12 protein-coding genes are annotated in these 16,056 nt (G+C 71.7%); 6 read left to right on the top strand and 6 right to left on the bottom strand.

What is annotated here, in order from left to right; translation table 11 throughout:
• Window positions 1-37 precede the first annotated feature (37 nt).
• Genes Actob_RS21485 through Actob_RS21475 form a run of 3 tightly spaced genes read right to left on the bottom strand, consistent with a single transcriptional unit; the run spans window position 38 to window position 5,051 of the window.
• Entirely contained in the window at window positions 38-1,747 is a 1,710-nt protein-coding gene (locus Actob_RS21485) for an ABC transporter ATP-binding protein (RefSeq protein WP_284922112.1), read from the bottom strand.
• The gene (locus Actob_RS21480) at window positions 1,744-3,510 is read right to left on the bottom strand and encodes an ABC transporter ATP-binding protein (protein ID WP_284922111.1); all 1,767 of its coding nucleotides are present in this window, start codon (window positions 3,508-3,510) and stop codon (window positions 1,744-1,746) included. Before Actob_RS21480 ends, Actob_RS21485 begins: the two co-directional genes overlap by 4 nt.
• Before the next feature lie 8 nt (window positions 3,511-3,518).
• Window positions 3,519-5,051 (bottom strand): DHA2 family efflux MFS transporter permease subunit, encoded by a 1,533-nt coding sequence (locus tag Actob_RS21475; RefSeq protein ID WP_284922110.1) that lies wholly within the window; start codon window positions 5,049-5,051, stop codon window positions 3,519-3,521.
• An 83-nt stretch (window positions 5,052-5,134) separates the two neighbouring features.
• Here Actob_RS21475 and Actob_RS21470 point away from each other — a divergent pair, with 83 nt between their 5' ends.
• The 3 genes from Actob_RS21470 to Actob_RS21460 all read left to right on the top strand — a co-directional run bounded on the left by Actob_RS21470 (window position 5,135) and on the right by Actob_RS21460 (window position 8,636).
• Window positions 5,135-5,812 (top strand): TetR/AcrR family transcriptional regulator, encoded by a 678-nt coding sequence (locus tag Actob_RS21470; RefSeq protein ID WP_284922109.1) that lies wholly within the window; start codon window positions 5,135-5,137, stop codon window positions 5,810-5,812.
• Window positions 5,813-5,922: 110 nt separating this feature from the next.
• Window positions 5,923-6,990: a MerR family transcriptional regulator gene (locus Actob_RS21465; RefSeq protein ID WP_284922108.1), complete on the top strand. Its 1,068-nt coding sequence runs from the start codon at window positions 5,923-5,925 to the stop codon at window positions 6,988-6,990.
• Window positions 6,991-7,346: 356 nt separating this feature from the next.
• A complete protein-coding gene (locus tag Actob_RS21460; RefSeq protein ID WP_284922107.1) occupies window positions 7,347-8,636 on the top strand; it encodes an aminotransferase class I/II-fold pyridoxal phosphate-dependent enzyme in 1,290 nt (429 codons plus the stop codon).
• Between the two features lie 56 nt (window positions 8,637-8,692).
• On the opposite strand, the gene pflA is transcribed toward Actob_RS21460, so the two are convergent.
• Window positions 8,693-9,511: a pyruvate formate-lyase-activating protein gene (gene pflA / locus Actob_RS21455; protein ID WP_284922106.1), complete on the bottom strand. Its 819-nt coding sequence runs from the start codon at window positions 9,509-9,511 to the stop codon at window positions 8,693-8,695.
• Window positions 9,508-11,769 carry a formate C-acetyltransferase gene (pflB, locus tag Actob_RS21450; RefSeq protein WP_284922105.1) on the bottom strand — a complete coding sequence of 754 codons (2,262 nt, stop codon included), beginning with the start codon at window positions 11,767-11,769 and terminating at the stop codon, window positions 9,508-9,510. The genes pflA and pflB overlap by 4 nt, the downstream gene beginning before the upstream one ends.
• A gap of 329 nt (window positions 11,770-12,098) precedes the next feature.
• Between pflB and Actob_RS21445 the strand changes: the two genes are divergently transcribed.
• Window positions 12,099-12,467 carry a carboxymuconolactone decarboxylase family protein gene (locus Actob_RS21445; protein WP_284922104.1) on the top strand — a complete coding sequence of 123 codons (369 nt, stop codon included), beginning with the start codon at window positions 12,099-12,101 and terminating at the stop codon, window positions 12,465-12,467.
• A 343-nt stretch (window positions 12,468-12,810) separates the two neighbouring features.
• On the opposite strand, the gene Actob_RS21440 is transcribed toward Actob_RS21445, so the two are convergent.
• Complete coding sequence (locus tag Actob_RS21440; protein ID WP_284922103.1) at window positions 12,811-13,023, bottom strand: DUF1918 domain-containing protein; 213 nt, start codon at window positions 13,021-13,023, stop codon at window positions 12,811-12,813.
• An 853-nt stretch (window positions 13,024-13,876) separates the two neighbouring features.
• Between Actob_RS21440 and Actob_RS21435 the strand changes: the two genes are divergently transcribed.
• Window positions 13,877-14,803 (top strand): universal stress protein, encoded by a 927-nt coding sequence (locus tag Actob_RS21435; protein WP_284922102.1) that lies wholly within the window; start codon window positions 13,877-13,879, stop codon window positions 14,801-14,803.
• 48 nt (window positions 14,804-14,851) lie between these two features.
• Complete coding sequence (locus Actob_RS21430) at window positions 14,852-16,039, top strand: carboxylate-amine ligase (RefSeq protein ID WP_284922101.1); 1,188 nt, start codon at window positions 14,852-14,854, stop codon at window positions 16,037-16,039.
• The last annotated feature ends 17 nt before the right edge of the window (window positions 16,040-16,056 follow it).

Below are 16,056 nucleotides of genomic sequence, written 5' to 3'. Positions count from 1 at the left end.
ACCTAGGAGTGGAGATTTATGAATGGCTTGACACCTATTAAGGACGCGTCATATGCGCCATGCTCCAAAATTTCGCATACCGACCTCCCCGGGCCAGCAACTCATGATGGGTTCCTGACTCGACAATATTCCCCTCCTCAACGAAGTAGATGCGGTCGACATGTCGCACGGTACGCAACCGGTGCGCCACCATGACCACCGTGCGGCCCACCATGAGGCCGTCCAACGCACTTTGAACTGCGACTTCACTCGCCGGATCGAGCGCCGCGGTCGGCTCGTCGAGCAGCAGCACGGGCGCGTCCTTCAGCAGCGCGCGCGCTATCGAGACACGCTGCCGCTCACCGCCGGACAGCGCCGCACCGCCCTCGCCGACCCTGGTCTCCCAGCCCTGCGGAAGACGGTCGATCACCTCCGTCAAATGCGCCGAGCGGGCCGCGGCGGAAAGCTCTTCGCTGGTGGCGTCGGGTCGGCCCATACGTACGTTGTCGGAAATGGTTCCGTCGAAGAGATAGACATCCTGAAACACCATGGAAACGTTCTGGGCAAGCTGCTCCGACGCCAGCATCTTAAGATCGATTCCGCCGAGTTTGACGCTCCCCGAATATGGATCATGGAATCGGGCGATGAGCTGCAGAATGGTGCTCTTACCCGCACCGGACGGGCCGACGAACGCCACGCGTGACCCCTTCTGGACAACGGCCGAGACGCCGTGCAGCACCTCGCGGCCGTCGCGCCGGAACGTGACGTCGTCGAGTTCGAGATCACCGGCGGGTACCGCCACCGGCTCGGCGGGCTCGGGCAGCGTAGGAGTGGACAGCACCGCGTCGATCCGTTCCAGCTCCTCCCGGGAATTGCGCATCTGGCCGGCGAGGTCGGACAGCGACAGCAGCGGATCGACGCATCGCGTCGCCAGGATCAGCGCGACCAGCATGTCGACCGTCGCGATCCGCCCGCCGAGGGCCAGATCGGCGCCGAGCACCAGCAACGCGGTCAACCCGGCCTGCACCGTCAGCGACAGCGCGAGCACCCCGGGGATCGCCCTGATCGCCGCCCGGCGCCCGGTGCGCTGCTGCTCGACCAGCGCCGAGTCGAGCAACCCGAAGCCACGGCCGGTGGTGCCGCCCATCCGCAGCACCGGCTGAGCCCGGACGTACTCCACGACCCGGCTCGCGGCCTCGTCGGCGCTGATCGACCGCTCGCGATCCAGGCTCGCGGTGGTCCGGTTGGTCCAGACCTGGGCCAGCAGGATCAACGGCGCGGCCAGCAACGCGGCCAGGGCCAGGCGCCAGTCGACCAGGAAGAGCACGAGCGCCACGGTCGCCGGGGTCAGCACGGCGCTGATCATCGGCTGCAGCCGGTGGGCCGGCACCGCCATCGTGGACAGCACCCCGCGGCTGGCCAGCATGCCGACCTCGCCGAGCCGGCGACGGGTGAACCAGCCGAGCGGCAGACGGGCCAGGTGGTCGCCGAGGCGGTGGTGCAGCCCCCGGGACAGGGCGGCCCCGGTGGCGAAACCGGCGACGTCGCTGCGGAAACGCAGCAGCACGGCGACCACCGACGCGCCGGCGAACGCGCCCAGCCACGGCCAGGCGCCCGGCGTGTCGCCGGCCAGCAAGGCCCGCAGCAGCGGGATCAGCAACGCGTAGGCCAGGCCCTCGGCGACGGACGCGACCGCCATCAGGACGATCGCCCGGTGCAGGGGGCGGGCGTACTCGGGCCCGAGGATGCGCGACAGCAGGGTGATCACAGCAGGCTTCCTCTCGTCGGCGCGGCGGCCGCCCCGGTGGCATCCTCCCGCTGGGCGCGCCACATGGCGGCCAGCAGCCCGTCGGCGGCGACCAGCTCGTCGAAGGTGCCGCGCTCGGCGATCCGGCCATCGGACAGGACGAGGACCAGGTCGGCGTCGCGGATCGTCGCCAGCCGGTGAGCGATCACCACCCGGGTGCGGCCCTCCCCCGCGCGGTCGATCGCCGCGCGGGTCCGCGCCTCGGTCACCGGGTCGGCGAACGCGGTCGCCTCGTCCAGGACCAGCACCGGCGCGTCGAGCAGCAGGGCCCGGGCCACCGAGACCCGCTGCGCCTCGCCGCCGGACAGGCCGGCGTCCTCGCCGACCACCGAGTCGTAGCCGCGCGGCAGGCTGCTCAGGTGCGCGTCGACACCCGCCGCGCGGGCCGCCGCCACCACCTCGTCGCGCCCGGCCGACGACGAGGCCAGCGCGATGTTGTCGGCCACGCTGGTGCGCAACAGGCGTACGTCCTGCGGCACGAACGCGACCCGCCGGTAGAGCACCGACGGCTCGATGTCGCGCAGGTCCACGCCGCCGAGCCGGACCGACCCGGTGGTCGGGGTGAGGAAGCCGAGCAGCAGCTGCGCGATCGTGGACTTGCCGGCCCCGGACGGACCGACCAGCGCCACCTTGCTGCCGGGCGGAATCACCAGGTCGAGGTGGCGTAGCACGGGGTGCTCCCCGTCGTAGGTGAACCCGACGTCGCGCAGCTCGATGAGATGGCCGTCGGGCACCCGCGGCGCCGCCGGGCGCGGCGCGGGCGGCTCGGCCAGCACCGCCCCGATCCGGCCGGCCGCCCGGCGGGCCGCGTTGACGTTGTCGAGGCCGTGGGCCAGCGCGGCGACCGGTGCGGTCAACGCCAGCGACAGCAGCAGGAACGGCAGAAGATCGGCCGGCGCCAGGGCGCCCGCACCGATCATCGTGGCACCGCCGGCCAGCACGACGAGCAGCACCACCATCGGCGACAGCACCAGGGTCGCCAGGGACGCGAGCCAGGCCGCGCTGCCCACCCACCGCAGGAAGCGCTCGGCGAAGTCGTCCGCGGCCTCGACGAAGCGCCGGTGGGCGCGGCCGGCCCCACCGAACGTCTTGACCACCGCGATGCCCTCGACGAACTCGACCGCCGCGACCGCGATGCGCCCCATGGCGGCGTCCACCTCCCGCTCGTCGCGCTTGCGCCGCTCGGTGGCGAGCGCAAAACGCAGGACGAGACCGACCAGGACCGGCACGAGCGCCACGAGCGTCATCCGCCAGTCGACGGCGCCCAGGTAGACCAGCGCGAGGCCCGGGACCACCACGGCCGAGGTCAGCTCGCCCGGGGTGTGGGCGACCAGCGTGTGCAGATCGTTGACGTCGTTCTGGACGACCTGGTTGAGGCCACCCGCACTCTGCCGGGAGAACCAGCTCATCGGCACGTCGGTCAGGTGACGCGCCAGCAGCCGGCGCAACGACAGCTGCAGGCTGCTGTCGGCGGCGTGCGCGACGGCTGAGGCCAGCGCCCCCGCGACCAGCCGCACCAGCAGGCCGGCCGCGCCGGCCGCCACGATGAGCCAGACCCGGTGCCGGTCGGGGGCGTGCGGGGCCAGCAGCACCCGGCCGAGCTCGACGACGGCCAGGTAGGGCACGACGCCGCCGACGGCGCTGACGATCTGCAGGAGCAGGGCGCCGAGCAGTTGGTAGCGCTGCGGTCGCAGCAGTGGCCAGAGACCGATCGGCTGGGTCATCGGCATCGTCACCTCGACTCGCTCAGGGGGGAGGCGTCGCGGATGGTGGGCGGCCCAGCGGGCGCGGCCGCCGTCCCGGGGGGAGACGACGACGCGCCGCGCTGGGCCGCGGGGCTACCGGCCGGGACACCGGCGGCCCGCTTACCGGGGAGAACGATCAGGGCCACCAGCGCGGCGGCCAGCAGCAGGGCACCCGACAGCCCTAGACCGATCCCGAAACCGCTGGTCAGTGCGTCCAGGGGCGGATCACCGGCGGCGAGCCGGGCATCCGTGCGCGAGGCCTGCGCGGTGACCAGGGCGGCCAGGCCGAGAGCCCCGCCGATCTGGCGGGAGCTGTTGAGCACGGCCGACGCCATGCCGGCCTCGTGGCGCGGGAGGCCGCCGACCGCGGCCCCGGTGAGCGGCACGAACGACAGGCCCATGCCCAGCCCGGTGAGCAGGGAGGGACCCAGCAGGTCGGCGAGGAAGCTGCCGTCGGCGTCGAGGGCGCCGAACCACGCGAACCCGGCCGCGGCGAGCAGGCCGCCGGTCACCAGCAGCGGTTTGGGCCCGAGCCGGGGAACCAGCCGGGTCGAGATGTTGATCGCCACGACGACGGTGAGGGTGAGCGGCAGGAAGGCCGCGCCGGCGCGCGCCGCGTCGAGGCGTAGAACGTCCTGCAGGTAGAGCGAGATGAAGTAGAACGCCGCGAACTGGCCGGCACAGAGCAGCAGGATGAACAGGTTGGCGCCGGCGACGTTGCGCTTGGCCAGCAGGCCCAGCCGGATGAGCGGATCGCTCTTGATGCCGCGGGCCTCCCAGAGCACGAAGAGCGCGAGCAGCACCACGGCGACGCCCAGGGTGATCAGGGTGGTGGCCGAGCCCCAGCCGTAGTGGTCGGTGCGCAGCAGGCCGAGCACGAGCGCGCCGACGCCCCCGGTGACCAGCACGGCGCCGGGCACGTCGAGTGTCCGGCGCGGACCGGAGCTGAGCAGCCCGCCCGGAATGCCGGTCAGGGCGAGCAGCACGACGCAGGCCGCCATCGGGACGTTGACCAGCATCACCCACCGCCACCCGGCGAACTGTGTGAGCAGACCGCCGCTGAGCACGCCGGCGGCACCGCCGACAGCCGAGACGGCCGCGTAGACGCCGAGGGCGCGGGTGCGTTCCCGGCCCTCGCGCTGGGTCAGCGTGAGCAGGGCGAGCGCGGCCGGGGCCATCAGGGCGGCGCCGACGCCCTGCACCCCCCGGGCCGCGATCAACTGCCAGGGCGCCTGCGCCAGGCCGCCGGCCAGCGACGCGAGGGCGAACAGCACCGTGCCGGACAGCAGGATCCGACGTTGTCCGAACAGGTCGGCGGCCCGGCCGCCGAGCATCAGCAGACCGCCGAACAGCAGGGCGTAGACGTTGACGACCCAGGGCAGCTGGGTCTGCTCGAATCCCAGGTCGCCGCCGAGCGACGGCAGGGCCACATTCACGATGGTCATGTCGAGCGTGACCATGAACTGGGCCAGGGCGACCGCGGCGAGAGCCCCGCCCCTTCTCGGCTCCGACTGAGCCATGCGCACTCCCTCGTTGTTTTCTTACACATAAGTTATACGCGTACGATAAGTCTATCGCCACCCCGGGACACGAAGGAATCGCCGTGCCACCTGACAACCCCGCACGCGGCACCAAACTGGGCCGGCCGGCCCGCATCACGCAGGAGATGATCGTGGCGAAGGCACAGGCCATCGTGGACGCCGAGGGCGTGCAGCACCTGTCCATGCGCCGCCTGTCACGTGAGCTGGAGACCACGCCGATGGCGCTCTACCACTACGTTCGCGACCGGGACGCGCTGTTGCTGATGCTGCTGGCGACCAAGACCGAGAGCACGCCACTGCCCGACTTCCCGGCCGAGCCGCGCGCCTACCTGCTGGCCGCGGCACTGCACCTGCACCACATGCTCGACGGCTGCCCGTGGCTGCCCGAGATCCTCGGGTCGCAGGAGCTGGTCGGCGTGGTGACCCTGCCGGCGGTCGAGCACGTGCTGGAGGCGGCCATCCGGTGCGGCCTGGACCGGCATCAGGCGGTCGAGCTCTACCAACTGCTGTGGAGCTTCGTGGCGGGCGAGTTGATCATCAATGCCGGCACCCCCGAGCCCGTCCAGCCGTCGCGGCGCAACCGGCTGCTGACCACGCTGCCCGCCGAGGAGTACCCGCACCTGGCGGCGCTGTCCGAGGAATGGAGCGAGCTCATCGCCGGTGACCACGTGAGCCGGGGGCTGGCGGGCATCATCGACGGCGTGCTCCGCGACCGGTCCGGGCTGTCGCGGGAGGGGTGACGGGCAGCGCTACGGCGAGCCGCCGGAGCCAGCTCGCTTGACCTTGCCCCTGGGGCAAGCCGCAGCGTGGTGCGTGCCGGTCGCCTGGCCGGCACGAGGAGGATGACACCGTGGAGCTGCTGACGATCGGCGCGTTCGCCCGAGCGGCGCGGCTGACCCCCAAGGCGCTGCGGCTGTACGACGAGGTCGGGCTGTTACCGCCCGCCGCGGTCGACCCCGAGTCCGGGTACCGGTTCTACACCCCGGAACAGCTGGCGCACGCCCGGCTGATCGCCCAGCTGCGCCGCATCGGCATGCCGCTGGCCGACATCCGCACCGTGTGCGGCCTGGATCCCGCCGCGGCGGCCCGCGCGGTCACCGCTTACTGGCAGCGGGTGACCGCCGACACCGCGGCCCGGGCCCACCACGTCGCCCGCCTCGTCGAGCACCTGACCCGGAAGGGCGTCACCATGTCGGACGGCAAACCCACCCTGACCGTACGCTACGCCGCGCGCTGCGAGACCGGCCACGCCCGGGACAGCAACGAGGACGTCGCCTACGCCGGCGACCGGCTGCTGGCCGTCGCCGACGGCACCCGAGGAGCCGGCGCCACCGCCAGCGCCGCCGCCGTCGACGCCCTCAAGGCGCTCGAACTGGCCGACCAGCCGGCCGCCGATCTGCTCGCCATGCTGGCCTCGGCCGTCGACGACGTCGATCGCGCGGTCCGCGCCGCCGGCCCGGGCGGCGACCAGCCCGCCACCACCCTGACCGCGATCCTGCGACGCGGCTCGCAACTGGCCCTGGTGCACATCGGCGACACCCGCGCCTACCTGCTGCGCGGCGGTGAACTCTCGCAGCTCACCCAGGACCACACCTGGGTGCGGAGTCAGGTGGAGCACGGCAGGCTCACCCCCGATCAGGCCGCCGCCCACCCGCGGCGCGCCCTGCTCACCCGGGCGCTGGGCGCCGGCGGCCAGCCCGTCGAGGCAGACCTCGCGTTGCGCACCGCCCTGGCCGGTGACCGCTACCTGCTGTGCTCCGACGGCCTGTCCGCCGTCGTCGGCCGTACCGACCTGCACGCCGCCCTCACCGAGGCCGACGACCCCGCGGCGACGGCGCAACGACTGGTCGACCTCGCCTACGCTGCCGGCGCACCGGACAACATCGCCTGCGTCGTCGCCGACGTCATCGCCGCGTAGCGGTACCTGTCCGCACGGCAGGCCGCCGCGGCGCGGCCTGCCCGACGTCCGCGACGACGTCACGCCACTCCCCCAGCAGAACCTCCGGTACGGCGTGTCCCCAGACGCCGAGGAAGTGATCCCGCGTGCCCGAGTTCACCAGTTTGATCGCGCTGATGCCCTGGTCGGCCGTGGCGCCGCACGGCCGCGAACCCCGAGATGATCGAGCACCACGCCGGTCGCGAGACATCGCCCGGCAGGTCCGGCGAGCCGAGGAACACCGGCTGTACGGCGGCTGCGCCCCGGGTCACATGACGGAATCTCAAGTCGGCCCCGGCGGTTCCGATGGTTCGTCGATCCGACAGTGAGGAGCTGACGTGGCGAAAGCCGATGAGGTACTGGACCGCTTCGACCGGCTGATCTCCGAGGGGGTTCAGCGCGGGCTGCTGCACAACAGCGCCGAGGACGAGCGGCTCGACGGCCGGACGGTCACCCTGGGCGGCGTCCCGATGGTCAACTTCGGCTCCTGCAGCTACCTGGGGCTGGAGACCCACCCGGCGCTGCGAGCCGGCGTGATCGACGCGGTGGACCGTTTCGGTACGCAATTCTCCTCGTCCCGGGCCTACCTCTCCTCGCCGGCCTACCCGGCGGCGGAGTCGGCGCTCGCCGAGCTGCTCGGCCGGCCCACCATCCTCACCCCGAGCACCACGATGGGCCACCTGGCCGCGATGCCGGTCCTCATCGGCGGTGACGACGCGCTGCTGCTCGACCACCAGGTGCACAACAGCGTGCGGACCGCCGCCAAACTGGCGCAGGCCCAGGGCACCCACGTCGAGGTCATCGCGCACAGCGACCTCGGCGCGCTGCGCGAACGCGTCGACCACCTGCGGCGTACGCATCGGCGCGTCTGGTACGCCCTGGACGGTCTCTACAGCATGTACGCCGACTTCGCCCCGTTCGCGGCACTCGACGAGCTGATGGCCGAGCAGGAGCAACTGTGGCTGTACGTCGACGACGCGCACTCGTTCTCGTGGACCGGACGGCATGGCCGTGGCCGGGCGCTCGACGCACTCGGCAGCCTCGCGGCGCAGCGCACCGTGGTCGCCGGATCGCTGAACAAGTCCTTCGCCGCCGCCGGGGGCGCGCTGAGCCTGCCCGACGCCGAGAGCCGCCGACGCGTCTTCACCCTCGGCGGCACGCTGATCTTCTCCGGCCCGGTGCAGCCACCGATGCTCGGCGCCGTCCTGGCCTCCCTGCACCTGCACCGGACGCCCGAGGTCGCCGAGCGCCAGGAGCGCCTGCTGCACCTCATCCGGCTGTTCAACCGGCTCGCCACCGACAGTGGGCTGCCGGTCGTGAGCCACAGCGAGGCGCCCATCCGCTGCGTCGCCGCGGGCAGCCCCGCCGTGGCATACAACCTCGCGGCCCGGCTGCACGCCGCCGGCTACTTCACCGACGTGGCCACCCTGCCGGCGGTGCCCGCCAAGCGTTCCGGCGCCCGGATCACGATCACCACGCACCACACCCCCGCGGACATCGCGGCAATCGTCGGCGAGCTCGCCGAGGCGCTGCCCAAGGCCCTCGCCGACGAGGGGCAGAGCATCGCCGACCTGGACTGGGCGTTCCAGGACCACCGCGACGAACGACCGGTTCCCCTCCCCGTGTGAGGGTGGCGGCGCCGGCTGCGCGTCTCACGCCCCGCTCGGACCGGTCAACGGCGCGGTCAGGAGATGGTCACCCGCAGGCCGCGGTCGGTGAAGTGGGCGGCCGCGGCGGCCAGTTGCCGCTCGTCCGGCGGCGGGGTGTCCGCCAGCGGATAGCGCAGTCCCAGGGCGGCGTACTTCGCCACACCCAGCCGGTGATAGCCGAGGATGTCGACCTGCTCCACCACCCCGCCCCGCTCGGCACTGCCCCAGCGGGCGGCGTGCTCGGCGACGCCGGCGATGTTCGCCGGATCGTCGGTGAGGCCGGGCACCAGCACGAACCGCACCCGCATCAGGTTGCCCCGGGCCGCGAGCCGGTCGCCGAACTCGATCGTGGGCCGCAGCTCGACGCCGGTGACCCGGCGGTAGGTGGCCGGATCCGAGCTCTTGACGTCGAGCAGCACCAGATCGGTGTCGTCGAGCAGGGCGTCAGTGGCCCGGGCGCCGAGGTACCCGGAGGTGTCCAGCACGGTGTGCATCCCCTCCCGCTTGCACCGGCGCAGGTACGCCTGGACGAAGTGGTCCTGCAGCAACGGCTCACCGCCGGACACCGTGACGCCGCCACCGGACGCCTCGATGAACCGTTTGAAGCCGAGCATCCTGGCGACCAGGTCGTCGAGGGTCACACGCTGGCCGTTGTGCCCCTCCCAGGTGTCCGGGTTGTGGCAGTACAGGCACCGCAGGTGGCAGCCGGCGAAGAAGGTGACGAACCGGGTGCCGGGACCGTCGACGGCGGTGACCACGTCCCACGAGTGCACCGAGGCGACGAGGTCGCCCGGGTGGTGCGCCCCGGCCGGGGTGATCCCCAGACCGGGACGCTGGATGCCGGCGTGGTTCACAGCGCACCGTGGAAGGTGCGGGAGATGACGTCCAGCTGCTGTTCCCGGGTCAGCCGGACGAAGTTGACGGCGTACCCCGAGACGCGGATGGTCAGCTGGGGGTAGTTCTCCGGGTGCGCCATGGCGTCCTCCAGGGTGGCCCGGTTCAGCACGTTCACGTTCATGTGGAAACCGTCCACGCTGGTGTAGCCGTCCAGCACTCCGACCAGGTTGCGGATCTGCTCCTCCCGGCTGGTGCCCAGACCGTTCGGGGTGACGGTGGTGGTCAGCGAGATGCCGTCCTGGGCGTGCTCGTAGGGCAGCTTCGCGACCGACATCGCCGCGGCGACCATGCCGTGCCGGTCCCGGCCGTTCATCGGGTTCGCGCCCGGCGCGAACGGCGCACCGGCCCGGCGGCCGTCCGGGGTGTTGCCGGTGTGCTTGCCGTACACCACGTTCGACGTGATGGTCAGCACCGATTGGGTGTGCACCGCGTCGCGGTACGTCGGGTGCTTGCGGATCTTGGCCATGAACGTCTCGACGAGGCCGGCCGCGATGCCGTCCACCCGGTCGTCGTTGTTGCCGTACGCCGGGAACTCGCCGTCGACGGTGTAGTCGACGATCAGGCCGCGCTCGTCACGGACCGGGTGGACAGTGGCGTACTTGATCGCCGACAGCGAGTCGGCGGCGACCGACAGACCGGCGATGCCGCAAGCCATCGTCCGCAGGACGTCCGTGTCGTGCAGAGCCATCTCGATGCGCTCGTACGCGTACTTGTCGTGCATGTAGTGGATGATGTTGAGCGCGTTGACGTAGGTGGCGGCCAGCCACTCCATCATCTCGTCGAAGCGCCGGGCCACCGTCGGGTAGTCGAGCACGTCACCGTCGAGCGGCGGCAGCTGCGGGCCGACCTGGGCGCCGGAGATCTCGTCACGGCCCCCGTTGATCGCGTACAGCAGGGTCTTGGCGAGGTTGACCCGGGCGCCGAAGAACTGCATCTGCTTGCCGACCGCCATGGCCGACACGCAGCAGGCGATGGCGGTGTCGTCGCCGAACCGGGGGCGCATCAGCTCGTCCGACTCGTACTGGATGGCGCTGGTGTCGATGGAGACCCGGGCGCAGAAGCTCTTGAAGCCAGCCGGCAGCCGCGGCGACCAGAAGACGGTCAGGTTCGGCTCCGGGGCCGGCCCCAGGTTGTACAGGGTCTGCAGGTACCGGAAGCTGGTCCGGGTGACCAGCGGCCGGCCGTCCGCACCGATCCCGCCGAGCGACTCGGTCACCCAGGTCGGGTCGCCGGAGAACAACTCGTCGTACTCCGGGGTGCGCAGGAAACGCACGATCCGCAGTTTGATCACGAAGTCGTCGACCAGTTCCTGGGCCCCGGCCTCGGTGAGCCGGCCCTCGGCCAGGTCGCGTTCCAGATAGATGTCGAGGAAGGTGGAGGTGCGGCCCAGCGACATCGCGGCGCCGTTCTGCTCCTTCACCGCGGCCAGGTAGGCGAAGTACAGCCACTGGATCGCCTCCCGGCCGGTACTCGCCGGGCCGGAGATGTCGTAGCCGTAGGCGGCCGCCATCTGCTTGAGCTCGCCGAGAGCACGGATCTGCTCGGCCAGCTCCTCGCGGCGGCGGATGACGCTCTCGGTGATCGGACCGTCGGCGCAGGCCGCCTGGTCGTCCTGCTTCGCGGCGATCAGCGCGTCGACGCCGTAGAGCGCGACCCGCCGGTAGTCGCCGATGATCCGGCCACGGCCGTAGGCGTCCGGCAGGCCGGTGATGAGATGCGACTTGCGGGCCGCCAGGATGCCCGGGGTGTAGACGTCGAACACACCGGCGTTGTGGGTCTTGCGGTACTTGGTGAAGATCTCCGCCACCGCGGGGTCGGGGCGGAATCCGTACGCCTTGAGACCGTTCTCGACCATCCGCCAGCCGCCGTTCGGGATGATTGCCCGGCGCAGCGGCGCGTCGGTCTGCAGGCCCACGATCAGCTCGTTCGGCTCGTCGATGTAGCCGGGCCGGTGGCTGGTGATCGTCGACGGGGTGGCCGCGTCGATGTCGTGGACGCCGCGCTCGCGCTCGGCCGGGAACATCGCCGACAGCTTCGCCCAGATGCCGCGGGTACGGTCGGTCGCCCCGGTCAGGAACGCCGCGTCACCCTCGTACGGCGTGTAGTTCGCCTGAATGAAGTCGCGGACCGCGATACCGGTGCGCCAGCCGTCACCGGTGAATCCCCGCCAGGGGTCAAGCCCGGTGATGGTCGCGTCAAGAAGGGTCGCGCTCATGTCATTCCCCCAGGTCGTCATCCGAATCGCACACAAAACCCAGCTCGTCCGGCGGTGGAACGCGTCGGCCGCCGTCCTCCACCGGCCACCTGCCATCCGTCGCGTACCAGCCAGAGCTGGGCTCGATTCCAGACTGCGCGTAAATCGGTCAGGTGGTCAGGTGCTTAGGCACGCACCGCACGGGACCTTCGGCCCCTGGGCACGGCGCCAGCCCCGGGCACGGCAGGGCATCCGGCACCGCGGGACAGGGCCAAACGCAGCAGCCTACGCCCCGGTCATCGGCCCACGCTTGGAGGTGGACGACCGCACCTCTGTGAAGGAGCCAGACGATGAGCTATGGCAAAGCGGTACGCGAGGCACTCGTCAAACCCACCCAGGCGCTACGACGGGCGATTCCCGACGTGTACGCCGGATACCGGGAGCTGCACGACGCGGCGCTCGCCGACGGCACGCTCGACACCAAGACCAAGGAACTGATCGCCCTGGCCATCGCGGTCAGCAAGGAATGCGACGGCTGCATCGCCGCACACGCGCACGCCGCCGTCCGGCACGGCGCGACCCCGCCGGAGGCCGCCGAGGCGATCGGTGTCACGTTCCTGATGAACGGCGGGCCCGCCACCGTCTACGGCGCCCGCGCCTACGACGCGTTCCGCGAGTTCTACGAGGCGCACACCGCCACCCACGGCAACGCGGCCTGACACCGGCGGGGCGGGAGCTGCCGAACCCCGGCACGGCATGCCGGACCCGGCAGCAGGCCGTCCGCCAGTGAAACGCGGCCTCCTCCGGCCCTGGCCCCGGCGTGCCGCCCAGCTCGGCATGGAGGCGATGGCCGGGTGCCGCGGCACAGGAGGTGCGCGATGTCGGACCGGCCGGCTGTCTCCCTGTTCTCCGCTTCCGGTGGAGATCACCACAAGCCCGCAACTGCGCCAGGCAGTCCTGTGGAACAACGGCACCACCGCCTCGATCAGCGCCGTGGATTGACTCCCGCCGAGGCGGTGGTGCCCGGCATGAGCGGCGGCTATGTGCCACAGGCGCCGCCCGTCACCTGCCCGCTGCCGGCTCGACACCGGTGGCAGGCTCGATGTGCGCCTCCGGGCCGGGGAAGACGACACTGGTGTGGCCGTCCTCCAGCCAGCGCACGTGGTACGGCGGACGTCCGTCAGCGTGCCCGACGGCGGTGATCACGCCGACTCGGCGGACGTTGCCTTCCCGATTTCCCGCGACGACGATGCGGTCACCGGTACGAGCTTTCATGGCCGATCTCCCCTCTGGAGAGGCGCCGTATGGTCTTGGGCGGCGCTTGCCTTCCACCCCAGCCTGGGCCGCAAGGCGCCACCGCGCCAAGGGGCTAAGGTCCCGCGCACCCGAGCCGACCCGGTGCTGGGCGCCGGCCTCGGCCCGAGGCACCCGCGGGTCCCGGTCGTGGACTGTGGGTCATCACGGCGGCCCGTACCCACTAGGGCGTCGCACAGCTCCCGGATGGAGAGATCGTTCGGGCTTTGATCCGCACACACCAGCGATAATCACTGGCCATGACGGGCGATACCGGCACCTTCTTCGCCACAGCGGCACAAGTTCTCCCGACAATCTTCATTGCGATCGCGGTGGACAGGCTTGCGCTGTCCGGGTGCCGGGCCGGGCCCTCGCGGACGTCGGGGCATCCGCACGCAAGGGTCGTCCGGCCCTGGCCAGAGAAATCGATGACAATCCATGGTTTGACGGTGGGCCGGGATCTCGAAGGAGGGGCTGATGAAGCAGCACAGCAGCACAGCGACCGAGCCGGCGGTCTACGACGCGGATCACCGACGTGCCGATCATGTGGGAGGAGGACCTGATCGGGCCGGACCAGGCTGACGATCCTGCGGCGTGGCGTACTCGGATAGCGGTACCGGTACCCGCTGAAGTAGCCGCCCGGCACGGGGTCTCGCGACCATGGGCCGGAGACCGTGTCGTCACGGCAGTGACCACATACGAGACACCATGACAAACAACCTCGGGCGTCGAGGTGCTACGGCACCACGCCGGTGCGTACCCTAAAGGATCTTTTCTGGGCTGGCGACAAGGGCCATCCGGCCCGCCCGATCCGGTCTACGGACCCTGACCGTCGATGCCTCGCACGATGACGGTGGAGGCGAGGGCCGCCGGGTCCGGCGGCGAGCTCCGGAAGGACAGCGCAGCCATGAACCAGCAGAAGATCATCGTCGGGTACGACGGGTCGCCCGCCGCCCGGGCCGCCGCGACGTGGGCGCTGGAGCAGGCCTCCCGCACCGCCGAGCCGGTCGAGTTCCTGTACGCCTTCGAGGAGCCGCTCTGGATGCCGGCGGCGAGCATGGTCCCCGCCCCCGCGGTACGCCCGCCCGCCGATCTCGAACAGAGCGTCTCCGCCATGCTGGACCAGCTCGTCGCGACTGCCCGGCAGACCCACCCCGGCGTGCAGGCCGAGGCCGCGACCGTGCGCGCGTTCGCCGGGCTGGCCCTGATCGACCGGTCCGACCGGGCCTCGCTCGTCGTGCTCGGCTGCCACGGGCACAGCGCCGTCGCGGAACTGCTGGGCTCGGTCAGCGCCGCGGTCAGCGCGCATGCCCACTGCCCCGTCGTGGTGGTCCGCGGCGACGCCGCGTCCAGCACCCCGGTACTCGTCGGCATCGACGGCTCGGCCACCTCAGCGGCCGTACTGAGGTTCGCCGCCGAACAGGCCGCCGCCCGCACCGTGCCACTGCGCGTGATCAGCGCCTTTCCGCCGGCGACCGCACTGTGGGAGACCGGGCCGGTCATCACCCGCTCGGTGACCGCCGAGGAGCGCAAGCCGTTCGACGACCTGGTCGGCGAGCTGCGCGCGGCGCACCCGGAGATCGAGATCACAGCCGACGCGGTCGTGGAGCACCCGGCCGCCGCACTGACCCGGGCCAGCGCGTCAGCGCAACTGCTCGTGGTGGGCAGCCGCGGGCGCGGCCTGGTGCGGGGACTGCTGATGGGTTCGGTCAGCCAGCACCTGCTGCGCCACTCGGCCTGCACCGTGGCCGTCGTCCACTGACCGGCGGACCCGGAACGTCCTCGTGAACCGTCAGAGAGAAGCCACCTGATGTCCCACCCTGCTCGGCACCTGTTCGCGGGCCGGTCGGCAGCACCGGAGACAACCGCCGTCACCTTCGGGGTGGAGGAGGAGTTCCTCCTGCTAGATCCACACCGTGGCCGGCCCGTACCAGCCGGCCCCGCCCTGCTGCGGGTGCTGCGCGACCATCCCGGTCCACGGCCGGAACTGATGCGTTACCAGGTCGAGACCGTCACCTCCGTCTGCACAAGCGCTGATGAGCTGCGGAAGGAGATCTCCCGGCTGCGGGCACTGGGCACGGCCGGGGCGCGAGCCCTGGGGTGCGCGCTGGTCGCCACCGGAACGGCGCCCTACGGCGCGCCGGGACTGTCCGCGCTCAGCGACGTACCCCGTTACCGCGGGCTGGCCCTGCGACATCCGGCGCTGACCGCGCGGTTCGGCGTATGCGGCTGCCACGTTCACGTCGGTGTCGCGACCCGTGACCTCGGCGTACAGGTCCTCGGCCGGTTGCGGCCGTGGCTGGCCACCCTGCTGGCGATCAGCGCCAACTCGCCCATCGCCGACGGTCACGACACCGGCTGGGCGAGCCACCGGTACGCGCTGGTGAGCCAGTGGCCAACCGCCCGGCCGCCCGGGGAGTGGCAGGACGCAGCCGAATACGATCGCGTGGTCCAGCAGTTCCTGCGCCGCGGCGCCGCGATGGACGAACGCGGCGTCTACCTCCTGGCCCGCTTGTCGCCCCGCTTTCCGACCGTCGAGGTACGCATCGCCGACGTCTGCGCGGACGCCGACACGACGGTGCTCATCGCCATCCTGGTCCGCGCGCTGGTGGCGACCGCGGTGAGCGAGATCCGGGCGGGGATGCCGTTGACTCCGGTCCCGTCCGCCCGACTGAACGCGGGCCTCCTCGCCGCTGCCCGCCACGGGCTCACCGGTCCCGGCGTCGACCCGATCACCGGTTGTCCGGTGCCGGCCCGGGACCTCGTCGCCGACCTCGTCGATCACGCGGGAGACGCGCTCGTCGATCTCGGTGACGCGGCGACCGCCGCCGGCCTGCTCGATCAGCTGCACCTACGCGGGACCGGCGCACAACGGCAGCGCAGCCTCTGGACAAGTACCGCATCGGCTGCCGAGATGGTCTCCGGGCTCGCCGCGATCACCGCTACCCCGGCTGGCGTCCGCCGGCCACACCGGGTCGGGTCCGGGAACAGGGCGTGACCGGGCTGCCGCTACCC

Source organism: Actinoplanes oblitus, assembly GCF_030252345.1.
GTDB classification, from domain to species: Bacteria; Actinomycetota; Actinomycetes; order Mycobacteriales; family Micromonosporaceae; genus Actinoplanes; species Actinoplanes oblitus.
Note: the sequence above shows the minus strand (reverse complement) of the source record. Positions and strands in the feature narration are given on the sequence as shown.

What these genes read in the sequence shown, in the direction of transcription:
- Actob_RS21480 (WP_284922111.1), bottom strand. Translation starts at nt 3,510, where the DNA reads ATGACCCAGCCGATCGGTCTCTGGCCACTGCTGCGACCGCAGCGCTAC.
- Actob_RS21475 (WP_284922110.1), bottom strand. Translation starts at nt 5,051, where the DNA reads ATGGCTCAGTCGGAGCCGAGAAGGGGCGGGGCTCTCGCCGCGGTCGCC.
- pflB (WP_284922105.1), bottom strand. Translation starts at nt 11,769, where the DNA reads ATGAGCGCGACCCTTCTTGACGCGACCATCACCGGGCTTGACCCCTGG.
- Actob_RS21445 (WP_284922104.1), top strand. Translation starts at nt 12,099, where the DNA reads ATGAGCTATGGCAAAGCGGTACGCGAGGCACTCGTCAAACCCACCCAG.
- Actob_RS21440 (WP_284922103.1), bottom strand. Translation starts at nt 13,023, where the DNA reads ATGAAAGCTCGTACCGGTGACCGCATCGTCGTCGCGGGAAATCGGGAA.
- Actob_RS21435 (WP_284922102.1), top strand. Translation starts at nt 13,877, where the DNA reads ATGCCTCGCACGATGACGGTGGAGGCGAGGGCCGCCGGGTCCGGCGGC.
- Actob_RS21430 (WP_284922101.1), top strand. Translation starts at nt 14,852, where the DNA reads ATGTCCCACCCTGCTCGGCACCTGTTCGCGGGCCGGTCGGCAGCACCG.